Raw genomic sequence first — 23,217 nt, 5'->3', positions numbered from 1 at the left:
TGCTTAGTCGTTGACCGAGCAGGACACCGGTGCGCCGTCTTCGAATTCGACGTCGTAGGTGTGGACCGGGTCCCAGGGCAACGTGAACCACAGTTCGTAGCCGTCGCCGTCTTCATCGAACAGCCACAACGCGCGCAGCACGGCTTTTTCCGCCATGGCTTCCGCCGTTTCTTCCTGCAGCAGTTGATCGTCTTCGATGCCCAGCTTCTTGCAGTGCTCGTACGAATAGTTATCCAGCAGGAACTCGGCCGCTGCCAGGATGTGATCGTCCAGATTGTCGATGATGCCCTTGACCACCTTGGATGCGCCGCTATCGGGCTCTTCGCCATCCGTCTGGATCATGACGTGAATGGGAGGACGCCCATCGCCGGCAGGCACGTTTTCGGCCGCCCACAGATCGGGTTCTTCGGGGTCTTGGGTGAAATTGAATCGTGCCATCGCGCGCTCCGGAAGATGGGATAGCGAGCCGTGAAAGAGTCGGCTGCGCCTTAGGCCGTTACGCCATTTCGCCATTTAACCAGATGCGCGGCGGCCCGTCTGTGACTGCTGGCGATGTTTTTGCCCCTATACGCGCTCCAGCGGCCAATGCGGCAGTGCGGGCAGATCGGTGCGGATGGTGTCGCCCGGGCTGACCGCCCCGCCTTCAATCACGATTCCCATCACGCCCGCCCGGCGTTGCAGGCTGCCGTCGGGGTTGCGCCCCAGCACCGCGGCCGTCAGACCTTTCTGATAATGGTCCAGTTGCACGCAGGGGTTGCGCAGGCCGGTGATCTCGATCACGGCATCGGCGCCGATGCGCAGCCGCGCCCCACGCGGCAGGGCCAGTAAATCAATACCCCGCGTGGTGATGTTTTCGCCCATCGTGCCCTCGGCCACGTTGAATCCGGCCAGTTGCAACTCGTCATGCAACTCTGCCTGAATCAGATGCACTTGACGCAGGTTGGGCTGCGTCGGGTCGGCCCGCACGCGGGACCGGTGTTTGACGGTCACGCCCAGATGGGCATCCCCCTCCACACCCAAGCCTTCAATCAACATGATCATCGGCACAATCGGCTTGCTGAACGTGTGCGTGGCGCTTAGCGCCACGGCGGTCACGATCGGATGCATCGCGGTTCTCCAGGAAGGACGAGACGTGCGCAAAAGCGCATTCAGGCCGCCACGCGCTGCGGCTCGCGTATCGCTACCGCCGGCGTGCGCGCCGGCAGATAGTGCGTGGAGAATACCAGCCGGCCCGCCGACCACGTGTGACTGACCAACGGCAGGCAGCCCACTTGCGCCACCGCCACCAGATCCGCCCGCTGGCCGACCGCAATGCGGCCCCGATCCGTCAACCCGCAAGCGTCGGCCGGGTTTGCCGTGACAAGCGCAATCGCCTGCGGCCACGTCAAATCCGTCTGCGCCGCCACCGCGAACGCTGCGGCAATCAGCGTGGACGGCTGGTAGTCGGAACACAGGCAGCTGGCCACGCCCGCGCGGATGGCGTCAATGGCCCGCATCGAACCGCTCTGGCTTTGCCCGCGCAACACATTGGGCGCGCCCAGAATCGTCGGCAGCCCGCAAGAGACCGCAGCACGCGCGGTATCCAGCGTGATCGGGAATTCGCTCATCGCTACGCCCAGATTGCGCATGGTGGCGATGCGGTGGATGGAGTCGTCATCGTGGCTGGCTGTGGGAATGCCGCGCGATTGCGCGTGCGACAGCAAGGTCTCCACCCGCGTCACCGCGCCGTCTTTCGAACGCGTCTTGGCGTTGGCGGCTTCTTCCGCCTGCTCGCGGCTCATCGCGTGGTTCCCCATCATGTATTGCAGATAGGATTCCAGCGTCTTGAACTGTCCCTGCCCCGGCGAATGGTCCATGACCGACAACAGGTCCACCGCGCCCTCGTCCATCAAGGCGCAGAGCACCTCCACCGAGGTCTCGTCCGTGACTTCGTAGCGGCAATGCACGCGGTTGTCCACCAGGCTGTGCTGACGAAACGCGCGCAACGTGCGCACCACTTCGGCCGCCGTCTTGTTGTTGCGCACGCCCCATTCATTGTTCGCAAACGACAGCGCGTGATAGGGCGTGGTGATGCCCGCTGCGGCGTTGCGGCGGTCCACCTGGGCGACCGCAAAGTCCAGCGGAAACAGCACGCGCGAACGCGGCTCGGCTTCTTTTTCGATGGCGTCGCAATGCAGGTCGATCAGGCCGGGCATCAGGGTCTGGCCTTGCAGGTCGATCACGCGGTCCGCCTGCGCGCCGTCGGGGTCGATGGCCACGATGCAACCGTCGTCGATCAGCACCGCGCTGTTTTCCAGGACGCGGTCGGGCATCAACACGCGGGCGTTCGTCAGATAAGTGCTTTGCATGGTCACTCCAGGTCGGCCGTCGCGGGCTGCGGAGGGCGCAGCGCCAGGGTTTGGGTCGCGACGGCGTCGCGCACTTCTGCATCGTGGAAGATGCCCAGCAGGCAGCGGCCTGCGGCCAGCGCTTCGTGTATCAGCGCGATCACCACGCGCCGGTTATCGGCGTCCAGCGACGCGGTGGGTTCGTCCAGCAACAGAATGGGGTGGCGGGCGATGAAGCCGCGCGCGATATTCACGCGCTGCTGTTCGCCGCCCGAAAACGTAGCGGGCGCCAGCCCCCACAGCCGCGACGGCACATTCAGCCGCTGCAACAACGCGCCCGCCTGCCTGCGCGCATCTTCCGCGTCCACCCCCGCCATGCGCAGCGGTTCGGCCACCACGTCCAGCGCCGACACGCGCGGAATGACCCGCAGGAACTGGCTGACATAACCGATAACGTCGCGTCGCAGCGCCAGGATGCGCTGCTCGGGCGCCCCCACCAGCTCGACCCAATCGCCGTGGGCACGCACGCGGATGCTGCCCTCGGTGGCCAGATAGTTGCCATACAGGCAGCGCAGCAAGGTGCTCTTGCCGGTGCCAGACGGCCCGGACAGCACCAGGCAATCGCCCGCCGCCGCGTCGAAGTCCACCGCGTCCAGCACGGGCAGGCGGATACCGCCCTGGTTATGCAGCGTGAACATTTTTCCGAGGCCTCGCACCTCGATCATGGGAGTGCTTGCGTGCATGGTCAGCTCTGCAAAATGGAAGACACCAGCAACTGGGTGTAGGGGTGTTGAGGGTCGTCAAGAATCTGGTCGGTCAGGCCGCTTTCCACCACGACGCCGCCACGCATCACCAAGGTGCGATGCGCCAGCAGACGCGCCACCGCGAGGTCATGCGTGACGACAATCGCGGCCAGGCCCAGGTCCGTCACCAGTTGACGCAACAGGTCCAGCAGACGCGCCTGCACCGACACGTCGAGCGASGCMGTGGGCTCGTCCATGAACACCAGSCGCGGATGCGTSACMAGGTTGCGGGCGATCTGCAAGCGCTGCTGCATGCCGCCGGAAAACGAGACCGGCGTATCGTCCAGCCGGCTCACGTCGATCTCCATCTTTTGCAGCCAGTTGCCGGCCACGTCGCGCAGCTCGCCGTAGTGGCGTTCGCCCACGGCCATCAGGCGTTCTGCGATATTCGCGCCCGCGCTGACCTGCATGCGCAACCCATCCCGTGCGTTCTGGCGCACAAAGCCCCAATCGGTGCGCGCCAGCAGCCGCAGCCGGGCGCCTTGCAGCGCGGCCAGGTCGATGAAGCCCTGGTCGCGGGTGTCGTACCAGACGCTGCCCGCGTCCGGCTGCGTTTGGTACGACACGGCCGACAGCAAGGTGCTCTTGCCCGAGCCGGACTCCCCCACCACGCACAGCACTTCACCGGGGTAAAGATCGAAGCTGACGTCGCGGCAACCATGCACGCCGTCCCACGTGCGCGTCATGTTGCGCACGGATAGCAAAGGGTGGGATGTCATGCTGTGGCCTCGGGGTGGAGTTGCCCTGCGGGGTGGGCGGGATTGGAGGATTTGGCTGGATTGGCGGGTTTGGCTGGATTGGCGGGTTTGGCTTGATTCGCTTGATCGGCCTGGCGATCGTTGCAGTACTCCGTGTCCGAGCACACAAAGCGGCGCGTGCCGGCGTCGTCCAGAATGATTTCGTCCAGATAGCTGTCACGTGACCCGCACAGGTCGCAGCACTCGGACCACGTTTCGACCGTAAAGGGGTGGTCTTCGAAATCCAGGCTCTTCACCCGCGTATACGGCGGCACCGCATACACGCGCTTTTCGCGGCCCGCGCCAAACAGCATCAGCGCGGGGCTGCCGTCCAGCTTGGGGTTGTCGAACTTCGGAATCGGCGACGGCCGCATCATGTAGCGATCATTCACGATGACGGGGTAGTCATACGTCGTGGCGATGTGGCCATGCTGCGCAATGTCTTCGTACAGCTTCACATGCATGCCGCCATACTCGGCCAGCGCATGCATCGTGCGGGTTTCGGTTTCGCTGGGCTCCAGCCAGCGCAGCGGCTCAGGGATCGGCACCTGGAACACCATCACCTGCCCTTCGCGCAACGGCGTCTCAGGGATGCGATGGCGCGTCTGCACGATGGTGGCAGCCGGCGTGGATTCCGTCGTGGCCACGCCCGTCACGCGGCCAAAGAAGCGGCGGATGTTGATGGCGTTGGTGGTGTCGTCAGACCCTTGGTCTATCACCTTCAACACATCGTCCTGCCCCATGATGGCCGCGGTGACCTGAATGCCGCCCGTACCCCAGCCATAGGGCAGCGGCATTTCGCGGCTGCCGAATGGCACTTGATAGCCGGGGATTGCCACCGCCTTCAGCAGCGCGCGGCGCAGCATGCGCTTGGTGGATTCATCCAGATACGCGAAGTTGTAGTGATCGTCGCGTTCGACCGTTGCGTGGGGTGCGTTCATGAGGAAACCGCCTCGTCCATCAGATCGTTGATTGCGTCCTGCGGCGCGCGGCGGTCGGCGCGCAGGCGGCGCAGCAATTCCAGATTGGCCTGGAAGTCCACGTAATGCGGCAGCTTCAAGTGCTGAACAAAGCCCGAGGCCTCGACGTTGTCGCTGTGATACAGCACGAACTCGTGGTCGTTGGCGGGCGAGTCGGCGCGTTCGCCCAGGTCTTTGGCTTTCAGTGCGCGGTCTACCAGCGCCATCGACATGGCCTTGCGTTCGCCGTAGCCAAACGTCAGGCCGTAGCCGCGTGTGAACTTCGGGCCTTCGGCGGCGTTGCCGGCAAACTGGCTSACCATCTGGCATTCGGTGATGTCGATTTCGCCCAGGGTGACGGTGAAGCCAAGCTCTTCGATATGCATCTCGACTTCCAGCGCGCCGTAGCGGATTTCGGCCGCGAACGGGTGCGTGTTGCCGTAGCCGCGCTGCGTGGAATACCCCATCGACAACAAGAAGCCTTCATCGGCGCGCGCCAGGTTCTGCAAGCGGGCGGCGCGGCTTGCCGGAAAGTCCAGCGGCTGACGGGTCAGGTCGAAGGGTTCGGGGTCGCCTTCCGGCACGGGCTCGGCGTCGATCAGCTCATCGTGCGCCAGCAGGTCTGTCACGCGAGGCATGCTGCTGTCCAGCGCGTCGTCGCCCGCAGGCAAGGCATCGGCCTCGCGCTGCGCTTCCAGCGTGAAGTCCAGCAGGCGCTGGGTGTAGTCATAGGTGGGGCCCAGAATCTGGCCACCCGGCACGTCCTTGAACGTGGACGAGATGCGGCGCTGCAAACGCATGGCGCCCGTATCGATCGGCTGCGTATAGCCGTAGCGCGACAAGGTCGTGCGATAGGCGCGCAGCAAAAACACCGCTTCGATCACATCGCCCGCCGCCTGCTTCAAGGCCAGCGACGCCAGCTGCGGATCGTAGAGCGAGCCCTCGGCCATCACGCGCGATACCGCCAGCGGCATCTGTTCACGAATCTGGTCCAGGCTTAGCTCAGGCACCTCGCGGTCGCCGCGCCGGTAGTCGTCCAGCATGCGGTAGGAATTCAGGATGGCGCGTTCGCCCCCTTTGACGGCCACATACATGTCAGTTCTCCACGCGCGTGGTGCGCGGCAATCCACACATCCGCCGGTCTTGCGTCAGGAACACGTCCACGCCCAGCGGAAACCGTTGATGATTCAAGCGCCATTCGCGCCAGAAGCCGTCGGGCAGGCCCGCCACCGACAGCGTCTGCCGCGTCTGGATACCGGGGCCGGTAAGGCTGACCGCGTCGCCCGCCGACAGGGATGCCACGTCGATCAGCAAGGTCGTGGACAGGTCGGGATAGGCCGGGTCACCGGGATGGCACGCCGACAGGGCCGGGGCTTCGCCGCCCGCCGGCACCGCCGCAAAGCGCGCCAGCGCGGGCGACGGCACGATGGGGCAGGCGCAGTGAAAACGCAGAAAGGCCAGCACATCGGCGTGCACGGTGCGCGGCAGCCACAGCGGCGTGTCCACATCCACCAGCGTCAACAGCAGCGCCGTCATCGCGGGCGACAAGCCTTCCGGCACGCCGCTGTCAGCGGTAATTTCCTGGATACGGCCGGGGTGCGCCAGGGCCTGCAAGGCGCTGCGAAAGGTGGTTTGCGCATCGCGCACGGGGTCAGCGAACCCGGGGAGCAAACCACGGCTGGCGGCCGGGGCAGTGAAAGCTTGTGCTTGCATGTCAGTCCTCGCCTCGCACCATCGTGAAGAATTCCACCTTGGTCTGCGCCGCAACGCGCGCCTGGCGTTCGACCTTGTCCGCGTGCTCGCGGGCCAGCGGCTGTATCAGTTGCGTCTGTACCGTGTCGTGCCAATCAGGCAGTTGCAGCAGCGCGTCGGCCACCGCCGCCTGCTCGGCGTGGCGCAGCGACCGCCCCTGCACATAGGCCACGCCCACGACGCCGCCATCCAGCGTGACGGCACAACGTGTCACGGTCATTTCGCCCAGGTTGAAGCGCGCGCCCGTGCCGCCGCTGCGCGCCCGCACCATGGCCATGCCGGTCTGCGCCGGCCGCAACGTCTGGTGGCCAGGCAGTTGCCCCAAGGCGCTGAACGCGCCTTCCAGCGCAGCCGGGCTGGCCAGCGACAACACGCGCATCCAGGCGGCGCGCTGGGCGTTGGCCGCTTCCTGTCCTGCTTGTGAGTGATCCATTATTTCCTCTACACGTCTAGACGACTGGATGAAGTATGATCGCTGGCAATTCGAAGTTCAACAGGCTGGCGTGAATTTTTGATGACAGTTGCGGCATCCGTACACCGCCTATCCGGCGGGGGCCGCATGGTGCACAATCACAGCCATTCTTCATGAAGCTGTTGTGACAGCACGAGCGCACCCCTATGGTTGAACGAGGTTCCGGCATCGCCGTCTGGCGGCAAATTGGCGAGTCCCTGGCGGACGACATCCGCAACAAGCTCTACATGGCGGGCGAACAGCTGCCGTCCGAGCCGGAGCTGGCCGCCAAGTTTTCCGTCAACCGCCACACCATCCGGCGCGCCATGGGCGAGCTGGAGCAAAGCGGCCTGGTCCGGATCGAACAGGGCCGCGGCACCTTCGTGCAGGAACATGCCATTGATTACGCCATCGGCAAGCGCACGCGCTTTTCCGAGAACCTGCGCAGCCAGGGCGTGCTGGGCCATGTGGAATCAATGGGCAGCCAGACCTTGCGCGCCGCCGACATCGCCAAGCACCTGGGGCTGGCGCGCACCGCGCCGCTCTTGCGCGTGCAGATCGTGGGCAAGGCCGAGAACCGGCCGATTAGCGCTTCAGAACATTTCTTTGACGAAAAACGCTTTCCGGATTTTGCCGACCGCCTGACCGCGTTGCGTTCGGTGTCGAAGGTGTACGCGCACTACGGCATTGGCGACTACACGCGCAAGTGGTCGCGCATTACCGCCACCCTGCCCTCGCCTGAAATCGCGCGTCTGTTGGGCCAACCCAAGACGCGCCCGATTCTTCAGGTGGAAGCGCTGAACGTGGACCAGGACGGCGCACCGCTGCAATACAGCATCACCCGCTTCGTGGGCGATCTGGTGCAGTTGATGGTGGCGGACGACAGCTAGAAGGCACAGCCGCCGCCGTCCGTGGCGTCACGGCGGCGGCGGCTGAAACTGAAATTGAAAGCAACTCTACTCATCTAGACATCTGGTTGTCATGCAACGTCGATAACGTCACGCTATGAACTCACACGCCCCCTCGCCCCTGGCCGGTGTCACAGGCCAACGCATCCTGACGCCGCGCGGCGTCGAACAAGCCAGCCTGCGCTTTCAAGGCGGGCTGATCGCCGACGGCGGACCCGCTCCCGCCCGGGGCGCGCCCTGGTTCGACGCGGGCAACCTGCTGGTCTTGCCCGGCATTGTTGACCTGCATGGCGACGCCTTCGAACGCGCCATCATGCCGCGTCCCAGTGTCACCTTTCCGTATGACAGCGCGCTGTTCGACGTCGACCGCCAATTGCTGGCCAACGGCATCACCACCGAGTTCCACGGCGTCACCCTGTCTTGGGAAGGCGGCTTGCGCGGCGAAGCCTATGCCGAACGCATGTTCGACGCGCTGGACCGCATGAAGCTCATGATGGGCGCACGCCACTACGTGCATCTGCGGTTCGAAACGCACCACGTGGGCGGCGTGGATTTGGCTCAACAATGGATACGCGATGGCCGCGTGCGCTTTCTGGCCTTGAACGACCACCTGCCCAGCATGGCGCGCCGCCTGGGCGACGACCGCAAGCTGATGCAATACGCCAACCGCGCCGAATGCGATCTGGACACCTTCCAGGAGCGCATCCGCGCGGCGATGTCTGCCGCGGATTCCGTGGCCGACGCCATGCGCGAGCTGACCCTGTGTGCGCAAGCCGCCGGTTTGAAGGTGGCCTCGCACGACGACCCCGACGCCGCCACGCGCCGTTACTACCATCAGCTGGGCTGCGGCGTGGCGGAGTTTCCGCTGACCCGCGACGCCGCGTGCGTGGCGCGCGACCTGGGCAACTCCGTGGTGTTCGGTGCGCCAAACGTCGTGCGCGGCGGCAGCCACACGGGCGCGCCCAGCGCCACCGAGATGGTGCGCGACGGCTTGTGCGACATCCTCACGTCCGACTACTACTACCCTGCCCCGCTGGCTGCCGTGATGCGGCTGGTGCAGGACGGCGTGCTGCCGCTGGCGCAAGCGTGGAATCTGGTGTCGATGAACCCGGCACGCGCCGCGGGCTTGAAAGACCGTGGCGCGCTGACGCCGGGGCTGATTGCCGACGCCATTGTCGTAGACGACCATATTGCCGGGCTGCCCCGGGTGGTGGCCGCGATTGTCGGCGGCGAACTGCGCTACGCCACGCGCGCATTCGGCGACGATCACAGCCACCGCATGGCGGCCTGACCATGCCGCTTGCCCATCGCTACGCCCTGTACCTGGCGCCCACCGGCCCGTGGCGCGAACTCGGCAGCCGCTGGCTCGGCCGTTGCGCCGACACCGGCCTGGCCCTGCCGTCGTTGCCGGGCCAGTTGGACACGCCGCCAGCCTGGACGCAGGCGCCGCGTCACTACGGCCTGCATGCCACCTTGAAGGCGCCATTTCGCTTGCGCACGGGCGCTACGCCGCAAGCCGTGGACGCCGCCGCACGCGAACTCGCCCGATCCAACCAAGCATTTGATGTCGCGCTGGAATGCGAAACGCTGCGCGGTTTTCTCGCGTGGTGCATCGCCGAAGACGACGCCCAAGGGCAAGCCCACATCCAGGCGCTGGCCAATGCGGCCGTGCAGCAGCTCGATGACTTGCGCGCTCCGCCCACGCCTGAGGAAACCGCACGCCGCCAGCCGCAATGGCTATCGCCCGAACAGCAGGCCATGCTGGCGCGCTGGGGCTACCCCTACGCCTTCGACACCTACACGTTCCACATCACGCTGACGGGAAAGCTCAGCGGTGATGCGCTGGAACAGGCGCAACGCCGCGTCGCGGCCTTTGCCGCCCCCTTGCGCGGCCAGCGCATGGCGGTGCCAGGCGTCAGCGTGTATGTGCAGGCCACGCCCGGCGCGGATTTCGTCGCAGCGCGCCACTACCATTTCGATGGCGCGCATACGGATGCGATCGGGGCGGACTATCTGCAAGGGCCCGCGGCGCCATGACACTTCCTACCCCGTTTCCTGCCCCGTTTCCTGCCGCATCTCCTGCCCCATCTGCTGACCCGTTTCCTGCCGCATCTCCTGCCCCATCTGCTGCCCCGGTTCCATCCCCATCTGCTGCCCCCTTGCCCACATTCGTCACGCCGCCCGCCAGCGGCGCGCGGCTGATCTACTTGATGGGCGCATCAGGCAGCGGTAAGGACACCTTGCTGCGTCTGTTGCGCGCGCATCTGACGGATGACGAGCCGGTGCTGGTGGCGCACCGCTACATCACGCGTGACAGCGGCGGCACCGAAGATGCGCTGCGTCTGTCCACCGAAGAATTCGCGCGCCGCGCCGCGCTGGGATGCTTCGCCCTGCGCTGGGCGAGCCACGGCTTGCATTACGGCATCGGTATCGAGATCGACACCTGGCTGGCGTATGGCGCGGCGGTGATTGTGAATGGGTCGCGTGAACACCTGGAACAGGCGCATGCGCGCTACCCGGCGATGACGGCGGTGGAAATCACGGTGGACCCCGCAAGGCTTGCCGAACGGCTGGCGGGACGCGGACGGGAAAGCGCCGAGCAGATCGTGCAACGCTTGTCGCGCGCCACGCAGGCGTTCGCGGTGCCGCAGGGCTGCGCGTTGAAGCGGGTCAGCAATGACGCCGACCCGCAAGCGGCGGCCGCGGCGCTGCTGGGGATCGCGCGGGACATGCTGGCGCGCTAAGTTTGGCTGACTACGGCTGGCTGACTATGGCTGGCTGACTACGGCTGGCTGACTACGGCTGGCTTGCTACGGCTGGCTGACTACGCCTGGCTGACTACGGCCGGCTCACTACGGCTGGCTTGCTAACCGCGCGGAGTCGCCACCGCGTTACCCGCCGCACTGGCCACCGCCCCTTCCGGCAGCGCGCCATCGCCACACAATTCCGAAAGAATTTCGGAAAAGCGTTCTTCCGCCGCCAGCACCTGGTCCCGCTTGCGGCGGATCAGATTGATCGGTGGCAGCTCCCAGCCGAAATCCCAGGGCAGCATGCCCAGCTTGCCGCGCTGGCAAAGTTCGCGCGCGATGTCTTCGGGCACCACCGACATCAGCGATTCATTCATCGTCAGCATGCCCTCGATCACATCGGTGGAATAGGCCTCAAGCACCGGGGACGGCGCACGCAGCCCCGCGCGGATGAAGTGTTCGATGATCAATTGACGCGTAGGCGTATTCGCCGCCGGCAACACCCAGTTCATTGCCGCCACTGCCGCCCAGTCGGGCTTGCGGCGCGCAAGCCGCTGCGCCAGCCGGCTATGCGCAATCAGCCGCGGCCGTTGACGGTACAGCACGCGGTGGATCAGGTCGTCCAGCATCACCGTGGACGTCGCGCGGCTGATGACGCAATCCAGCTCGTGCCGGCGCAGCATGGGCACCAGATGATCGGTGGTGGCGCGGTGCAGCGTCAGCGTGACGCCATAGCGCTGATGCAGCCGGCTGATGGCCGCCGTCAACAAGGCGCTGGACACGTAGGGCACCACGCCCACGTTCAGATGCGCGGAATGGCCCGCATGCAGCGCTTCAACTTCGCGCGCCCACAAGTCCAGATCACTTTGCATGTGCCGCGCGCGCACCAGCGCCAGATCGCCCAACGGCGTGGGCAGCAGGCCGCGGCCGCTGCGCACGAACAGCGGGCCGCCGAAGATGTCTTCAAGCTCGGCCAGCGCCTTGGTGACGGCGGGCTGGCTGATGCCGGTGGCGGCGGCCACACGGGTCAACGAGCCATGCGCGGCGATGTTGATCAGCAGCGCCAGATGGCGGTGCTTCAGGCGGTTGGCCAAACGGGCGGCATCCCAGCTCACGGTTTTCTCTATAACTAGACGGTTATCGGATTATGCCAATAAAGATGAATCCAGTTATTTCACGATCCTATACTTCAGGCATTCCCAACCGCTGCCGGCCCCGTCGACCATGAGCGCATCCGCACCTTCACCCGCATCTCCGTCGTTCACCACCCGCCCTGAAATCCGCGGCACCTTCGGCGTGGTCTCGTCCACGCACTGGCTCGCCTCGCAAGTGGCGATGGGCGTGCTGGAGCGCGGCGGCAATGCGTACGATGCGGCCGTGGCGGGCGGCTTCACCTTGCAGATTGTGGAGCCGCACCTGAACGGCCCGGGCGGCGAAGTGCCCATTCTGTTCTGGAGCGAAAACGAAAAGCGCATGCGCGCGCTGTGCGGCCAAGGCCCCGCGCCCGCGCTGGCCACGCCCGCTTACTTTCGTGGGCTGGGCGTGGAGCTGGTGCCGGGCATCGGGCTGCTGCCCGCAACCGTGCCGGGTGCGTTCGGCGCGTGGCTGACCCTGCTGCGCGACTACGGCACCTGGGAATTGGCCGATGTGCTGCGGCCCGCCATCGACTATGCGCAGAACGGCTTTCCGCTGGTGCCGCGCGTGTCGCAAGCCATTCTTGCCGTGCAGGCCTTGTTCCGCGAGGAATGGACGAGCTCGCGCGATGTCTGGCTGCCCGACGGCCGCGTGCCCGCGCCCGACGCCTTGTTCCGCACGCCCGCCATCGCCGCCACCTACGCCCGCATCCTGGACGAAGCGCATGCGGCCAGCAGCGACCGCGTGGGCCGCATCGACGCCGCGCTGGCGTGCTGGTATCGCGGTTTTGTCGCCGACAAGATCGACGCCTTCTACACGCACGAAGCCGTGCGCGACACCACCGGGCAACGCAATCGCGGCCTGCTGCGCAAGTCGGACATGGCCGATTGGCGCGCCACGTATGACGAACCCGTCACCACGCAATACGGCCGCTACACGGTGGCCAAATGCGGCGTGTGGTCGCAAGGGCCGGTGCATTTGCAGCAGCTGGCCATGCTGCGGCATCTGGGTGTGGATGGCCTGGACCCGACCTCGCCCGAATTCGTGCACCGCATCGCCGAAGCCGCCAAGCTGGCGTTCGCCGATCGCGCCGCCTGGTATGGCGACCCCGATTTTGTGCAGGTGCCGCTGGCTGCCTTGCTGAGCGATGCCTACGCCAAGACGCGCGCCGCCAGCATTCTTGGCACCGCGTCTGCCACCTTGCAACCGGGCAGCCCGGCAGGCGTGGCGCCGCGCCTGCCCGACCTGGCCGCTGCCGACCGCACACTGGCCGCCTCCGACACGCGCTTTGGCGTGGGCGAGCCCACGTTTGCCGCCTTGCCGCCCGTGGCCGAATGGGCCGCACGCGAAATCTTCGTGGGCGACACCTGCCAGATCGACGTCATCGACCGCGACGGCAACATGGTGGCGGCCACGCCGTCGGGCGGCTGGCTGTCGTCCAGCCCGGTCGTGCCGGGGCTGGGCTTTCCGCTGACGACCCGTTTGCAAATGACGTGGCTGGACGACGGCGTCGCCGGCCAGCTGCAACCGGGCAAGCGCCCGTGCACGACGTTGTCGCCGGGCCTGGTGCTGCGCGACGGCCAGCCTTATATGGCGTTTGGCACGCCGGGCGGCGATCAGCAGGATCAATGGACGGTTGCCTTTTTCCTGCGCCACGCCATGGGCATGAATCTGCAAGAGGCCATCGATGCGCCGTCCTGGCACATCGACCACTTCCCCGGTTCGTTCTGGCCGCGCACGCAAACGCTGAACCGTCTGACGGTGGAATCACGATTGCCCGAGGCCACCATTGAAGCGCTGCGCGCCGCCGGCCACGACGTCAAGGTCGGCCCCGCGTGGTCCGAAGGACGCATCAGCGCCTGCACACGCGAACCCGGGGCGGGCGGCGGCCTGCTGCTGCGCGCCGGCGCCAACCCGCGCGGCATGCAGGGTTACGCCGTTGGCCGATAGCCACATAACGAACACGCATCTATTTTCTTTCCAGCCGGCGTCCAGACCGGCACTGACACAAGGGGTAAACATCATGAAAGTGCAATTCAAACGACTGCTGCGCGCGTGCGCGCTGGGCCTGGCCCTGGCCGCACCCGCGGTGTCGCAGGCCGCCTGGCCTGAAAAGCCCATCACGCTGATCGTGCCGTGGGCGGCAGGCGGGTCCACCGACATCCTGGCGCGCGTGCTGTCCGAAGGGCTGACCCAATCGCTCGGCCAGCCCGTCATCGTGGAAAACCGTTCGGGCGCATCGGGCAACATCGGCACCGCCTTCGTCGCGCGCGCCAAGCCCGATGGCTACACGCTGCTGGTCGGCTCGATGAGCACGCACACGATGAACCAGGCGCTGTATTCCAACATGCCGTTTGACGGCGTGAAGGACTTCACGCCCATCGCCGAATTGGCGTTGGTCACCAACACGATGGTGGTGCATCCGTCGGTGCCGGCCACCAACGTGAAGGAATTCGTCGACTACCTGAAAGCGCACCCGGACACCGTGGCGTACGCGTCCGCCGGCCAGGGTTCGACCAACCACCTGAGCGCCGCGCTGTTCGAAAAAGCCGCTGGCGTGAAGATGATGCACATCCCGTATCGTGGCGGCGCGCCTGCGGTGCTGGACACGGTGGCGGGCCGCACGCAAGTGCTGTTCAGCGCCGGCACGCAAACCCTGCCGCACGTGCAGACGGGCAAGCTGAAGCTGCTGGCCGTCACCGAAGAAAAGCGCTCGCCACTCATGCCCAACGTGCCGACGGTAGCCGAAACGCTGCCGGGCTACGAGCTGTCAGTTTGGTACGGCGCGTTCGGCCCCGCCGGCATGCCGCCTGAACTGACCGCCCGCCTGAACCGCGAAATCAACCTGATTCTGAAGCGTCCCGACGTCATCAAGAAAATGGGCGACATGGGCGTGCTGCTGACGGAAACCACGCCGGAACAATTCGGCCAGATCCTGACGCGCGACGCCGACAAGTACGGCAAGCTGATCAAGGAATTGGGAATTACCGCCGAATGACATCGCAACCGACTTCCGTCACGCCAGCCTTGGCCGGCGTGCACGCGGTCGCGCTGGCGTACGCCGCCGCCGACGCCACGGCGGCGTTCGCGGCGATCGACGCCTACGCCCGCGCCTCGCTTGAACACACGCTGTGCACCGTCAACCGCTACGACGCCGACGCCATGCGCGTCGTGCGCCTGTACAGCTCCAACCCCAAGGCTTACCCGCCCGGCGGCAGCAAAGACAAAAACGGCACCCCCTGGGGCCGCCATGTGTTGCTGGAGCAACGCGTGTTCGTGGGCGAAGGCGTCGACGCCATCCGCGAATTCTTCAACGACCACGACGCCATCCGCGAGCTTGGATTGCAATCGGTGATCAACGTGCCCGTCGTCTACGGGGACACCTGCCTGGGCACGGTGAACTTCCTGATGACGCGCGCGCAAGTGTCCGAGGCTGATATTGACAACGCAAGACTGGCGGCGCTGCTGGCGCTGCCGGCGTTTCTGGCGTTGCGGCAGGCGTAAGTCAGTTGGGCCGCCTGCACAAACAGGCCCCCACTCCGCATTGCTAAATCAACGCCCGCCGAATCCTTGACGACAGCATGTCGATCACGATCACGAACGCGACGATGATGATCATCACTGCGCAGGTTTCGGCGTAGCGGAAGCTGCGGATGATTTCCCACAGGACGGTGCCGATGCCGCCCGCGCCCACGATGCCGACGACGGACGCCGACCGCACGTTGGATTCAAAGCGGTACAGCGAATACGAGATCCACAGCGGCAGCACTTGCGGGATGACGCCGTAGACGATTTCTTCCAGTGCGTTGGCGCCGGTGGCGCGCACGCCTTCGACCGGACGCGGATCGATGGCTTCGACCGCTTCGGAAAACAGCTTGGCCAGCACGCCCGTGGTGTGTACCCACAAGGCCAGCACGCCGGCGAACGGCCCCAGGCCGACGGCCACGATGAACAGCATCGCGAACACCATTTCGTTGATGGCGCGGCACGCGTCCATCAGGCGGCGCATTGGCTGGTAGACCCACGCGGGCACCATGTTCGACGAGCACAGCAGCCCCAGCGGCACCGCCACGACGATGGCCAGGAATGTGCCCCACACCGCGATCTGCACCGTCACGATCATCTCGTCCAGGTACATGCGCCAGTCGCGGAAATTGGGCGGGAAGAAGTCGGCGGCGAATTGGGCCATGTTGCCCGAGTCGCGCAACAGGTCCATCGGCCGCATGTCCGCGCCCTGCCATGACATGACCAGCAGCGCGAGGACGACGGCCCAGACAAGCAGGACCGGCAGCGACGAACGCGGCGCGGCAGGCAGGCGGGAAGAGTGAGTGGCTAGGTTCATGGCGTCAGGCGGTCCGCGTGATGGCGTTCAACAAGGGCAAGGCCGGCGCACCTGATGGCGCGCCGCCTGCCCGTCTTAATGCTTGGCCAATTGCTTGGCTTACTACGTGGCTAATTGCTTGGCTTACTGCTTGGCGACGGCGGGCTGGCCCAGGCTGGCCAGCTTGCTATCGATGTCCGCCAATTGCTTTTGCTTGTCGGCTTGGCCCAGCGTGCTGTCCGCTTCGACCTTGGCCTTTTCACGCGCCAGTTCGATCTGGCGGATCGGCACCAGTTGCTGGTTGTCGGACGCGCGGAAGCCCTGATAGGTCAGCGCCTTCAGGTTGGCCATTTCACGCGCGGCGTCCTTGCCTTTGCCGTAGTTGATGAAGAAGTCGCGGATGCGGCCTTTCAGGTCAGCCGGCAGGTCGCTGCGCATGACGAGCGGGTCAGCCGGGATCAGCGGCGACTTCCACAGCACGCGCACGCTGTCGTTGGCGTCTTTGCCGGTGCTCAGGCGATAGCGCTCCAACGCTTCGGTGTTATTCACCGCCACGTCCACCTGCTTGTTGATGACGGACAGCAGGTTGGCTTCGTGGTTGCTGGCGCGCACCGTCTTGAAGAAGGTCTTGGGTTCGATCTTGTTGGCGGCCCACAGGTAGTAGCCAGGCACAGCGGTGCCGGACGTGGAGTTCGGATCGCCCGCGCCATAGCTCAGCTTGCCGCCGCTTTTCAATACGTCGTCCAGCGTTTTCAGGTTGCTGTCCTTGTTGACGATCAACAGCGACCAGTAGCCCGGGTTGCCGTCCTTGTCGATGACCGAGGCGAACACTTCGCCCTTGGCGCGGTCCACGGCTTCGATGGCCGACTTGTTGCCGAACCAGCCCATCTGCACCTTGTTGAAACGCATGCCTTCGATAATGCCGGCGTAGTCCGACGCGAAGAACGGTTTGACCGGCACGCCGATGGCGCGGCTCAGGTCATCAATGACGGGCTGCCAGACGGACTTCAGGTTGGTCGACGACTCGGTCGAGATGATGCCGAAGTTCAACGTCTTGGCGTCTTGCGCGTTAGCCTGCGTGGACAACGCGGCGGCGGCGATCAGGGTGACGAAGGTTCTGCGTAGCATGGATGGCTCCGGGGGAAATGGCCAAAAGTGACTGGGGCGAAAGTGTCTGGGGTAAAGGTGACCGAGGGGCAGAACAGGCCGCGTGGCAGGCTGCATGTCAGGCGGCATGTCAGGCCGCACGTCAGGCGGCTTGCGCCAGCTGAGACAACGGCGCCAGGCCCGGCATGGCCGGCGCCTGTTGCGTGTATTCGGGAAGCAGCTCGCTGAGTTCCGATCCGTACAGGTTGCGCAGCATCTCGGGCGTCAGGTCGGCGGCGCGGCCGTCGTAGACGACCTTGCCGTGGCGCAGCGCGACCACGCGCGGGCAATAGCGCAGCGCCACATCCACCTGATGCAGCGACACCACCACGGCCACCTTGCGGCTGCGGTTGATCTGCGCCAGCGTGTCCATCACGCGGCGCGACGATTCCGGGTCCAGCGACGCGATGGGTTCGTCCGCCAGGATCACGCGGGCGTTTTGCACCAGCGTGCGCGCAATCGCGGCGCGCTGCTGCTGGCCGCCCGACAAGGTGGAGGCGCGCTGAAATGCGTAGTCGTCTATACCAACCTGCGCAAGCGCATCCAGGCCCTGGCGCACTTCAGCGCGCAGAAACCAGCGGGTCAGGCTGCGCCACAGCGGCACACGCGGCAACAAGCCCGTCAGCACATTGGTGATGACCGGCAGGCGGCCCACCAGATTGAATTGCTGGAACACGAATCCGATGCTGGCGCGCGCACGGCGCACGTTGCGGCTCAGGCGGCCATTCTGTTGAATGAGCTGGCCATTGACCGTCACGCTGCCCTGGCCCGCATCACCCGCGACAAAGCCCGCCAGATGACGCAGCAAGGTGGATTTGCCCGAGCCCGATGCGCCCAGCAAGGCCACCATTTCGCCGTCGGCGATTTGCAGGCTGACGTTGTCCAGCGCTTTGGCGCCGGCATGGAACGTCTTGCTCAAGGCATGTACTTCGATGGCGTACGTCATCGCTTGATCCCCTTGTATGTGGTCATTGCGGCATTCTGTTTTGGGCGCATGACAGCGCGATGACCCGGAGATTGAATCCGTTGACAGAAAATACGGGGTCAGCAATCGATTGAAAGACCTGCGTCATAAATGCGCCGACCGGCCTGTCGCAGCGGTTTGACGGCGCGGGTATATTCGAACTGTTTCCCCACTTGCCGGGCGGTCATCATGATCAAAGGTTCTTGCCTGTGCGGCCGCGTTGAATATGAAATCGACGGCCCTCTTACCAACGCCCTGAATTGCCATTGCGTGATGTGCCGCAAGTCGCATGGCGCCGCCTTTCGCAGCCGCGCGTCGGTTCAAGTCACCGACTTCAAATGGACCAAGGGCGAAAACCACGTCACCTGGTATGCCTCGTCGCCGGGCAATTACCGCGGTTTTTGCGAAGCCTGCGGCACGCCGTTGCTCAGCCGCTTCGACCAGACTCCGGACACCTATGGTTTGCCATTGGGCGCCCTGGACGATGATCCCGGCATCAAACCTTCCGCGCACTGTCATGTAGGCAGCAAGGCGCCGTGGTTCGACATCACGGACAACCTTCCGCAACACCCGGGCGCCATCGAAGACGCGCACGAACCCGCCGCGCAGGTCGTTACATAAATTCTCAACCTGATGGTTGAACAACTGCGGTGGCCGATTTATATTCAACCGCATGGTTGAACTTATTCCCTCCCCCGCTCTGGATGCCGTCTTTCGCGCGCTGGCCGACCCCACGCGCCGCGACATGCTGCGCACCCTGGCGCAAGGGGATCACACCATCGGAGAGCTGGCCGCGCCCTTGCGCATGAGTTTTGCTGGCGCCTCCAAACATGTGCAGGCCCTGGAACGCGCCGGTCTCATCCGGCGCACCATCCATGGCCGCACGCACGTGTGCAGCCTGAATCCCGAACCCATGGCCGAGGCCATGCAGTGGCTGCGCTTCTATGAACAGTTCTGGGCGGGCAAGCTGGATGCGCTGGAATCGGCGATTGCCGCCAGCGCCGGCGTGGCCCCGTCCACTTCCCATGGAGAGCAACATGAGTGAACACGGCGTCGTCCTGGACCCCACGTCCCTGCGCTTTACCCGCACGCTTCCCGCCAGCGTGGAAACCGTCTGGGCATTTCTGACCGAATCCGACAAGCGGGGCCGCTGGCTGGCCACTGGCGACATGGAGCTGCGCGAGGGCGGCGGCGTGACCTTGCGCTTCGTGCACGCGGACCTGTCATCGGTAAAGGAACCCACGCCCGAGCCCTACAAGCCTTATGAGAACGGCGTCACAACCCATGGCGTGATCACCCGGTGCGAGCCGCCCCGGCTGCTGGCCTTCACATGGGGCGGATCGCAGGGCGTGCCGTCCGAGGTCACGTTTGAATTGACGCCGCAAGGCGAAGGCACGCTGCTGGTGCTGACGCACCGCAAACTGAACTCGCGCAACGACATGGTGGACGTGGCGGGCGGATGGCACACGCATCTGGGCGTGTTGTCGGCCCGCTTGGCAGGGCGCGATCCTGGCCCCTTCTGGTCGGCGCATCGCGGCTGGGAAGCCGACTACCAGGCGCGCATCCCGGGCGCATAGAGTCGTTCAGCAACAACTATCACGGCGCAACGACAGATAAAAACTGGCTAATCGTTGCGCTTTGCTGTAACATCAGTCCGTGATTTTTCCGCAAAAACCGGGCTCCGGTCACTCTGCGTACCCAACCTGTACTCCTTCGGGTCAATCCCCTAGATACCCAGGCAGTTCCCGGTTTGGGAATGGATTTGGGAACAAATCGCACCTCTGCCAATTGCGCCGCGTTACCCCAGCACGACCCCCGCGCCGCCCGGCATTGCAGCAAACGATCCAACCCGCTTCTTCCGGCGCTGTGCGCTTGCACGGTGCCGCGACCAAGCCGCGCACCGCGCGCACATTGCCCACGCTGCGCGAGTATCCGTCATATCAGACATCCCCTTGTGATGCCGTGGCCCTTACCCGCGCTTGCCCGAACGTTTTACGTTCAAACCGCTGGACCTGGTTATCTGTGTCCAACGCGCTTGCCGCTACATGCGGCGCGTCATGCCGCCGGCCTGGCTGCGCGTATTGATCAAGGAGTAGAGAATGGCTAAAGAAGAACTCATCGAATTGGATGGCATTGTTGACGAAGTGCTGCCCGATAGCCGCTACCGCGTCAAACTGGACAACGGCATCGAAGTCGGCGCCTACGCCTCCGGCCGTATCCGCAAGCACCGCATCCGCATCTTGGCGGGCGACCGCGTCACCCTGGAAATGTCGCCTTATGACCTGACCAAGGGCCGCATCAACTTCCGCCACAAAGACGAACGCGCTCCCGCGCCGCATCGTCCCCAGCAATACCGCCGTTAAGCCAGGGCCTCAGGGCCGGCCCTGGGCCGGCTCCCTGACCCTGCTGCGCGCGGGCCTCGGGCCAAGACTGGCCTTAAGCCCAAGCCGCGACATGCCGTAATGCGTGGGACGTCCATTCGTGAAAGAATGGCCCCCAAGTCAGGCGCAATGTCTGACGGGATACGCATGAAGCAAGATGGATCTCAAACAAGAATTGCAAGCCGCTGCTGACCAGCTTTCCCTGGCACGACGAAGGTTCGTGAAGGGGGAAGAAGGCCTGCGCCTGCTCAATCAGTCGCGCGAGGCGTTCATCAACAGCCTGCGCAATACCGGCCTGACCTACGCCGAAGCCAAGATCAAGTACGACAACTGCCTGGATGACCAGGAAGCCGAGCAGCTCCACGTGCGCCAGCAGATGGAGTATGCCGAGCGCATGCACCAGTTCGTGCTGAACAAGATCGCGCAACAGACCGCCACGGCCTGACGCGGGCCTTGATGCCTGGGATTGCCTAGGGCTTGAACGCCCCGATGAAAATGGCGGGGTCCACCCGCGCATCGTTCAGGCTGACATTCCAGTGCAGATGCGGCCCGGTCGCCCGGCCCGTCGCCCCCACCTTGCCCACCACGCCGCCACGCGGCACCTCGTCGCCCACCTTCACATCGATGGCCGACATGTGGCAGAACATGCTGACGAAGCCCTGGCCATGGTCCAGGAACACCGTCTTGCCGTTGAAGAAATAATCCCCCACCAGCACCACGATGCCCGCTGCAGGCGCCTTGATCGGCGTACCCGCCGGCACGGCGAAGTCCAGCCCGGAATGCGGGTTGCGTTCCTGGCCGTTGAAAAAGCGCCGCAAGCCGAAGGGGCTGGACAGGCGCCCGCCGTTCACCGGGCGGTCCAGCAACAGGTTGCTGGGCGTAACGCCCGCGCGATACGTCCGATTGGCCGCGCTTTGCTCGGCCATTTCGCGTTCGATGCGCTTCATGTCGTCGGGATTGGGGTCCACCTGACGCGGATTCTTCAGCGTGATGTGCTGCGCCACGTATTCCTTGGCGCCCACCTTGAACGGCAGCTTGCGCGGGCCGCGCGCATCCGTCACCACCGCCTGCTGTTCGCCAGGCTTCACGCTGAGCGGAATGCCGATGATGGCGATCCACTGCTTGCCCTCTTCGCGCACGACCAGCACGCGGCGGTCCAGGAACGTGACTTCGGGCGCGCGCTCGGCGTCACCCAGCGGCAACACGGCAACGCCGCCCGGCACGGGCGCATTGAGTTTGCGGGTGATGAAGCCCTGCTGCGCCTGAGCGCGAGCCGGCAAGCTCAGGCTGAGGGCGGCGGCGGCAAGACCCAAGCGCAGGATGTCGCGGCGCTGGAATGCAACGGTTACGGGCATCGGGGCGCTTACAGGCACAGGTTCGCCGGTTCGATGATGCTTTGATCGCGGCGCGCGATGCGGGTCGACAGGCGCGTTTCGGTCTTGCCCTTCCAGGTGGTCGTCGTCAGCACGGCTTCGACGCCCAGGCTGTCTTCCTGGACCAGTTCAAAGCCGTTGCGCACGGCGTTCTGCTTGAAATTGACGCCCATATTTTTCCAGGCGGAGGCCACGCAGGTCGTGTAGTCCTCGGCCGTGCGCTGGGTGGCGCCATAGAAGACCGGGTCGCGCTGGCGCACGTCTTTGACATTGGCGCAGGCCGACAAGGCAGCCAGGACGGTAAGGGACAGGGCGATGCGAACCTTCATACGGTCAGACTCTCAAGCAGAAAATGGTGGACGGAAGCGGGGTGGACAAAAGCGGCCAAAACTATAACGCAGCGGTCAATCAGGCCTTGGGCGCGCGGCGGGCCGATTTGGGGCGGAAGGCGTCGATGACCTGGGCATGCGTTTCCGCGTAGGGGCCGCCGATCAGGTCGATGCAATAGGGAATGGCGGCGAAGATGCCAGGCACGAGCACGGCGCCATCGTCGCCCTTCAGCCCTTCCAAGGTCTCGCGTATGGACTTCGGCTGGCCAGGAAGGTTCACGATCAGCGCGGCATGCGACGGCGTTTCGCGGATGACGGCGACCTGGCGCGACAAGATCGCCGTGGGCACAAAACGCAGGCTGATCTGGCGCATCTGTTCGCCAAAGCCCGGCATTTCCTTGGTGCCGACCGCCAGCGTGGCCTCGGGTGTGACGTCACGGCGAGCCGGCCCGGTGCCGCCTGTGGTCAGCACCAGGTCGCACCCGCAGATGTCGACCAGTTCAATCAGCGTTTCGGAAATGCGGGCCGGTTCATCGGGAATCAGCCGGTCCACCGCCTGCCATGGCGACGCGAGCGCCGAGCCCAGCCATTCGCGCAGCGCGGGCAGCCCCTGATCCTGGTAGGTGCCAGACGAGGCGCGGTCAGAGACGGACACCAAGCCGATGATCAGGTCGTCGGGATGGCGGCGGGCGATACGGGGGATGGCGGTCATGGGCGGCTGATATCGGTAAGGAGATTTGGGAAGACAGCGCGGCGCGGTCAATCCTGGAAATCCTTAAAGCGCGCCGCGATGTCGATGCTATCGCATTCTTTCCCAGGAGGAAGCGCTGCCCCAGCCGGCTCAAGCGCCCTCGCCTTGTGGCAAAAATGCGAATCGCCGCCGCT

General features: G+C 65.1%; 28 protein-coding genes. 12 read left to right on the top strand and 16 right to left on the bottom strand.

All coding sequences use genetic code 11. The features are described from left to right. Window positions 1-3: 3 nt before the first annotated feature. From AC1DSJ_RS21340 to phnG, 9 genes are all read right to left on the bottom strand, one after another. Window positions 4-438 carry a hypothetical protein gene (locus tag AC1DSJ_RS21340; RefSeq protein WP_054422507.1) on the bottom strand — a complete coding sequence of 145 codons (435 nt, stop codon included), beginning with the start codon at window positions 436-438 and terminating at the stop codon, window positions 4-6. A 126-nt stretch (window positions 439-564) separates the two neighbouring features. After that, window positions 565-1,107, bottom strand: a complete 543-nt coding sequence (locus tag AC1DSJ_RS21335) for an MOSC domain-containing protein (RefSeq protein WP_054422508.1) — start codon at window positions 1,105-1,107, stop codon at window positions 565-567. A gap of 41 nt (window positions 1,108-1,148) precedes the next feature. After that, window positions 1,149-2,348 (bottom strand): alpha-D-ribose 1-methylphosphonate 5-triphosphate diphosphatase, encoded by a 1,200-nt coding sequence (locus AC1DSJ_RS21330; protein WP_342067025.1) that lies wholly within the window; start codon window positions 2,346-2,348, stop codon window positions 1,149-1,151. A gap of 2 nt (window positions 2,349-2,350) precedes the next feature. Continuing rightward, window positions 2,351-3,070, bottom strand: coding sequence for a phosphonate C-P lyase system protein PhnL (phnL, locus tag AC1DSJ_RS21325; protein WP_441372101.1), 720 nt, complete (start codon window positions 3,068-3,070; stop codon window positions 2,351-2,353). A 2-nt stretch (window positions 3,071-3,072) separates the two neighbouring features. Continuing rightward, complete coding sequence (phnK, locus tag AC1DSJ_RS21320) at window positions 3,073-3,849, bottom strand: phosphonate C-P lyase system protein PhnK (RefSeq protein WP_054422511.1); 777 nt, start codon at window positions 3,847-3,849, stop codon at window positions 3,073-3,075. After that, the gene (locus tag AC1DSJ_RS21315) at window positions 3,846-4,808 is read right to left on the bottom strand and encodes an alpha-D-ribose 1-methylphosphonate 5-phosphate C-P-lyase PhnJ (RefSeq protein ID WP_441372100.1); all 963 of its coding nucleotides are present in this window, start codon (window positions 4,806-4,808) and stop codon (window positions 3,846-3,848) included. The genes phnK and AC1DSJ_RS21315 overlap by 4 nt, the downstream gene beginning before the upstream one ends. Further along, window positions 4,805-5,920 (bottom strand): carbon-phosphorus lyase complex subunit, encoded by a 1,116-nt coding sequence (locus AC1DSJ_RS21310; protein ID WP_441372099.1) that lies wholly within the window; start codon window positions 5,918-5,920, stop codon window positions 4,805-4,807. The genes AC1DSJ_RS21315 and AC1DSJ_RS21310 overlap by 4 nt, the downstream gene beginning before the upstream one ends. A gap of 1 nt (window position 5,921) precedes the next feature. Beyond that, window positions 5,922-6,539, bottom strand: coding sequence for a phosphonate C-P lyase system protein PhnH (gene phnH, locus AC1DSJ_RS21305; RefSeq protein WP_441372098.1), 618 nt, complete (start codon window positions 6,537-6,539; stop codon window positions 5,922-5,924). 1 nt (window position 6,540) lies between these two features. Continuing rightward, the gene (gene phnG, locus AC1DSJ_RS21300; RefSeq protein ID WP_342067027.1) at window positions 6,541-7,011 is read right to left on the bottom strand and encodes a phosphonate C-P lyase system protein PhnG; all 471 of its coding nucleotides are present in this window, start codon (window positions 7,009-7,011) and stop codon (window positions 6,541-6,543) included. A 185-nt stretch (window positions 7,012-7,196) separates the two neighbouring features. On the opposite strand from phnG, the gene phnF reads away from it, so the two are divergent. From phnF to phnN, 4 genes are all read left to right on the top strand, one after another. Beyond that, window positions 7,197-7,919: a phosphonate metabolism transcriptional regulator PhnF gene (gene phnF / locus AC1DSJ_RS21295; protein ID WP_054422516.1), complete on the top strand. Its 723-nt coding sequence runs from the start codon at window positions 7,197-7,199 to the stop codon at window positions 7,917-7,919. Window positions 7,920-8,034: 115 nt separating this feature from the next. Continuing rightward, on the top strand, window positions 8,035-9,228 hold the full coding sequence (locus tag AC1DSJ_RS21290; RefSeq protein ID WP_342067028.1) for an alpha-D-ribose 1-methylphosphonate 5-triphosphate diphosphatase: 1,194 nt from the start codon (window positions 8,035-8,037) through the stop codon (window positions 9,226-9,228). 2 nt (window positions 9,229-9,230) lie between these two features. Then, window positions 9,231-9,974, top strand: a complete 744-nt coding sequence (locus tag AC1DSJ_RS21285; protein WP_441372097.1) for a DUF1045 domain-containing protein — start codon at window positions 9,231-9,233, stop codon at window positions 9,972-9,974. 122 nt (window positions 9,975-10,096) lie between these two features. Next, window positions 10,097-10,681, top strand: a complete 585-nt coding sequence (gene phnN / locus AC1DSJ_RS21280) for a phosphonate metabolism protein/1,5-bisphosphokinase (PRPP-forming) PhnN (protein ID WP_441372096.1) — start codon at window positions 10,097-10,099, stop codon at window positions 10,679-10,681. Between the two features lie 122 nt (window positions 10,682-10,803). On the opposite strand, the gene AC1DSJ_RS21275 is transcribed toward phnN, so the two are convergent. After that, a complete protein-coding gene (locus AC1DSJ_RS21275) occupies window positions 10,804-11,799 on the bottom strand; it encodes a LysR family transcriptional regulator (RefSeq protein ID WP_441372095.1) in 996 nt (331 codons plus the stop codon). Between the two features lie 109 nt (window positions 11,800-11,908). On the opposite strand from AC1DSJ_RS21275, the gene AC1DSJ_RS21270 reads away from it, so the two are divergent. The 3 genes from AC1DSJ_RS21270 (at window position 11,909) to AC1DSJ_RS21260 (ending at window position 15,322) form a co-directional block, all read left to right on the top strand. After that, window positions 11,909-13,768 (top strand): gamma-glutamyltransferase family protein, encoded by a 1,860-nt coding sequence (locus AC1DSJ_RS21270; protein ID WP_441372094.1) that lies wholly within the window; start codon window positions 11,909-11,911, stop codon window positions 13,766-13,768. 73 nt (window positions 13,769-13,841) lie between these two features. Further along, window positions 13,842-14,816: a Bug family tripartite tricarboxylate transporter substrate binding protein gene (locus tag AC1DSJ_RS21265; RefSeq protein ID WP_175171432.1), complete on the top strand. Its 975-nt coding sequence runs from the start codon at window positions 13,842-13,844 to the stop codon at window positions 14,814-14,816. Next, window positions 14,813-15,322, top strand: coding sequence for a GAF domain-containing protein (locus AC1DSJ_RS21260; RefSeq protein WP_441372093.1), 510 nt, complete (start codon window positions 14,813-14,815; stop codon window positions 15,320-15,322). The genes AC1DSJ_RS21265 and AC1DSJ_RS21260 overlap by 4 nt, the downstream gene beginning before the upstream one ends. A 43-nt stretch (window positions 15,323-15,365) precedes the next feature. Here AC1DSJ_RS21260 and phnE read toward each other — a convergent pair whose 3' ends face one another. The 3 genes from phnE to phnC form a co-directional block, all read right to left on the bottom strand. Further along, window positions 15,366-16,160 (bottom strand): phosphonate ABC transporter, permease protein PhnE, encoded by a 795-nt coding sequence (gene phnE / locus AC1DSJ_RS21255; protein ID WP_054422522.1) that lies wholly within the window; start codon window positions 16,158-16,160, stop codon window positions 15,366-15,368. Window positions 16,161-16,283: 123 nt separating this feature from the next. Further along, window positions 16,284-17,267 (bottom strand): phosphonate ABC transporter substrate-binding protein, encoded by a 984-nt coding sequence (gene phnD / locus AC1DSJ_RS21250; protein ID WP_441372092.1) that lies wholly within the window; start codon window positions 17,265-17,267, stop codon window positions 16,284-16,286. Between the two features lie 121 nt (window positions 17,268-17,388). Beyond that, window positions 17,389-18,231, bottom strand: coding sequence for a phosphonate ABC transporter ATP-binding protein (gene phnC / locus AC1DSJ_RS21245; protein ID WP_175171430.1), 843 nt, complete (start codon window positions 18,229-18,231; stop codon window positions 17,389-17,391). A 207-nt stretch (window positions 18,232-18,438) separates the two neighbouring features. On the opposite strand from phnC, the gene AC1DSJ_RS21240 reads away from it, so the two are divergent. From AC1DSJ_RS21240 to AC1DSJ_RS21220, 5 genes are all read left to right on the top strand, one after another. Then, window positions 18,439-18,870, top strand: a complete 432-nt coding sequence (locus tag AC1DSJ_RS21240; RefSeq protein ID WP_342067036.1) for a GFA family protein — start codon at window positions 18,439-18,441, stop codon at window positions 18,868-18,870. Between the two features lie 52 nt (window positions 18,871-18,922). After that, entirely contained in the window at window positions 18,923-19,294 is a 372-nt protein-coding gene (locus AC1DSJ_RS21235) for an ArsR/SmtB family transcription factor (protein WP_175171428.1), read from the top strand. Beyond that, window positions 19,287-19,826 (top strand): SRPBCC family protein, encoded by a 540-nt coding sequence (locus AC1DSJ_RS21230; protein WP_054422527.1) that lies wholly within the window; start codon window positions 19,287-19,289, stop codon window positions 19,824-19,826. The genes AC1DSJ_RS21235 and AC1DSJ_RS21230 overlap by 8 nt, the downstream gene beginning before the upstream one ends. Before the next feature lie 522 nt (window positions 19,827-20,348). Next, a complete protein-coding gene (gene infA / locus AC1DSJ_RS21225) occupies window positions 20,349-20,612 on the top strand; it encodes a translation initiation factor IF-1 (protein WP_006221179.1) in 264 nt (87 codons plus the stop codon). Between the two features lie 175 nt (window positions 20,613-20,787). Next, window positions 20,788-21,075 (top strand): hypothetical protein, encoded by a 288-nt coding sequence (locus tag AC1DSJ_RS21220; RefSeq protein WP_054422528.1) that lies wholly within the window; start codon window positions 20,788-20,790, stop codon window positions 21,073-21,075. A 25-nt stretch (window positions 21,076-21,100) separates the two neighbouring features. Here the strand turns inward: AC1DSJ_RS21220 and AC1DSJ_RS21215 are convergent, their stop codons facing one another. From AC1DSJ_RS21215 to mog, 3 genes are all read right to left on the bottom strand, one after another. Continuing rightward, window positions 21,101-21,985 carry a peptidoglycan DD-metalloendopeptidase family protein gene (locus AC1DSJ_RS21215; protein WP_082387011.1) on the bottom strand — a complete coding sequence of 295 codons (885 nt, stop codon included), beginning with the start codon at window positions 21,983-21,985 and terminating at the stop codon, window positions 21,101-21,103. 8 nt (window positions 21,986-21,993) lie between these two features. Next, complete coding sequence (locus tag AC1DSJ_RS21210; RefSeq protein WP_054422529.1) at window positions 21,994-22,332, bottom strand: hypothetical protein; 339 nt, start codon at window positions 22,330-22,332, stop codon at window positions 21,994-21,996. Window positions 22,333-22,411: 79 nt separating this feature from the next. Then, a complete protein-coding gene (gene mog, locus AC1DSJ_RS21205) occupies window positions 22,412-23,044 on the bottom strand; it encodes a molybdopterin adenylyltransferase (RefSeq protein WP_346551015.1) in 633 nt (210 codons plus the stop codon). Window positions 23,045-23,217: the final 173 nt, after the last annotated feature.

Source organism: Achromobacter sp. 01N37, assembly GCF_056399725.1.
This window is presented reverse-complemented; position numbering and strand designations above follow the sequence as displayed.

Excerpts from the sequence above, each read along its gene's own strand:
- AC1DSJ_RS21335 (WP_054422508.1), bottom strand. The coding sequence starts at position 1,107 with ATGCATCCGATCGTGACCGCCGTGGCGCTAAGCGCCACGCACACGTTC.
- phnC (WP_175171430.1), bottom strand. The coding sequence starts at position 18,231 with ATGACGTACGCCATCGAAGTACATGCCTTGAGCAAGACGTTCCATGCC.
- AC1DSJ_RS21260 (WP_441372093.1), top strand. The coding sequence starts at position 14,813 with ATGACATCGCAACCGACTTCCGTCACGCCAGCCTTGGCCGGCGTGCAC.
- AC1DSJ_RS21330 (WP_342067025.1), bottom strand. The coding sequence starts at position 2,348 with ATGCAAAGCACTTATCTGACGAACGCCCGCGTGTTGATGCCCGACCGC.
- phnL (WP_441372101.1), bottom strand. The coding sequence starts at position 3,070 with ATGCACGCAAGCACTCCCATGATCGAGGTGCGAGGCCTCGGAAAAATG.
- AC1DSJ_RS21215 (WP_082387011.1), bottom strand. The coding sequence starts at position 21,985 with ATGCCCGTAACCGTTGCATTCCAGCGCCGCGACATCCTGCGCTTGGGT.
- AC1DSJ_RS21285 (WP_441372097.1), top strand. The coding sequence starts at position 9,231 with ATGCCGCTTGCCCATCGCTACGCCCTGTACCTGGCGCCCACCGGCCCG.
- phnE (WP_054422522.1), bottom strand. The coding sequence starts at position 16,160 with ATGAACCTAGCCACTCACTCTTCCCGCCTGCCTGCCGCGCCGCGTTCG.
- AC1DSJ_RS21210 (WP_054422529.1), bottom strand. The coding sequence starts at position 22,332 with ATGAAGGTTCGCATCGCCCTGTCCCTTACCGTCCTGGCTGCCTTGTCG.
- AC1DSJ_RS21270 (WP_441372094.1), top strand. The coding sequence starts at position 11,909 with ATGAGCGCATCCGCACCTTCACCCGCATCTCCGTCGTTCACCACCCGC.
- phnD (WP_441372092.1), bottom strand. The coding sequence starts at position 17,267 with ATGCTACGCAGAACCTTCGTCACCCTGATCGCCGCCGCCGCGTTGTCC.
- phnH (WP_441372098.1), bottom strand. The coding sequence starts at position 6,539 with ATGCAAGCACAAGCTTTCACTGCCCCGGCCGCCAGCCGTGGTTTGCTC.
- infA (WP_006221179.1), top strand. The coding sequence starts at position 20,349 with ATGGCTAAAGAAGAACTCATCGAATTGGATGGCATTGTTGACGAAGTG.
- AC1DSJ_RS21230 (WP_054422527.1), top strand. The coding sequence starts at position 19,287 with ATGAGTGAACACGGCGTCGTCCTGGACCCCACGTCCCTGCGCTTTACC.
- AC1DSJ_RS21290 (WP_342067028.1), top strand. The coding sequence starts at position 8,035 with ATGAACTCACACGCCCCCTCGCCCCTGGCCGGTGTCACAGGCCAACGC.
- AC1DSJ_RS21340 (WP_054422507.1), bottom strand. The coding sequence starts at position 438 with ATGGCACGATTCAATTTCACCCAAGACCCCGAAGAACCCGATCTGTGG.
- AC1DSJ_RS21240 (WP_342067036.1), top strand. The coding sequence starts at position 18,439 with ATGATCAAAGGTTCTTGCCTGTGCGGCCGCGTTGAATATGAAATCGAC.
- AC1DSJ_RS21265 (WP_175171432.1), top strand. The coding sequence starts at position 13,842 with ATGAAAGTGCAATTCAAACGACTGCTGCGCGCGTGCGCGCTGGGCCTG.
- AC1DSJ_RS21315 (WP_441372100.1), bottom strand. The coding sequence starts at position 4,808 with ATGAACGCACCCCACGCAACGGTCGAACGCGACGATCACTACAACTTC.
- AC1DSJ_RS21235 (WP_175171428.1), top strand. The coding sequence starts at position 18,923 with ATGGTTGAACTTATTCCCTCCCCCGCTCTGGATGCCGTCTTTCGCGCG.
- AC1DSJ_RS21220 (WP_054422528.1), top strand. The coding sequence starts at position 20,788 with ATGGATCTCAAACAAGAATTGCAAGCCGCTGCTGACCAGCTTTCCCTG.
- mog (WP_346551015.1), bottom strand. The coding sequence starts at position 23,044 with ATGACCGCCATCCCCCGTATCGCCCGCCGCCATCCCGACGACCTGATC.
- phnG (WP_342067027.1), bottom strand. The coding sequence starts at position 7,011 with ATGGATCACTCACAAGCAGGACAGGAAGCGGCCAACGCCCAGCGCGCC.
- phnF (WP_054422516.1), top strand. The coding sequence starts at position 7,197 with ATGGTTGAACGAGGTTCCGGCATCGCCGTCTGGCGGCAAATTGGCGAG.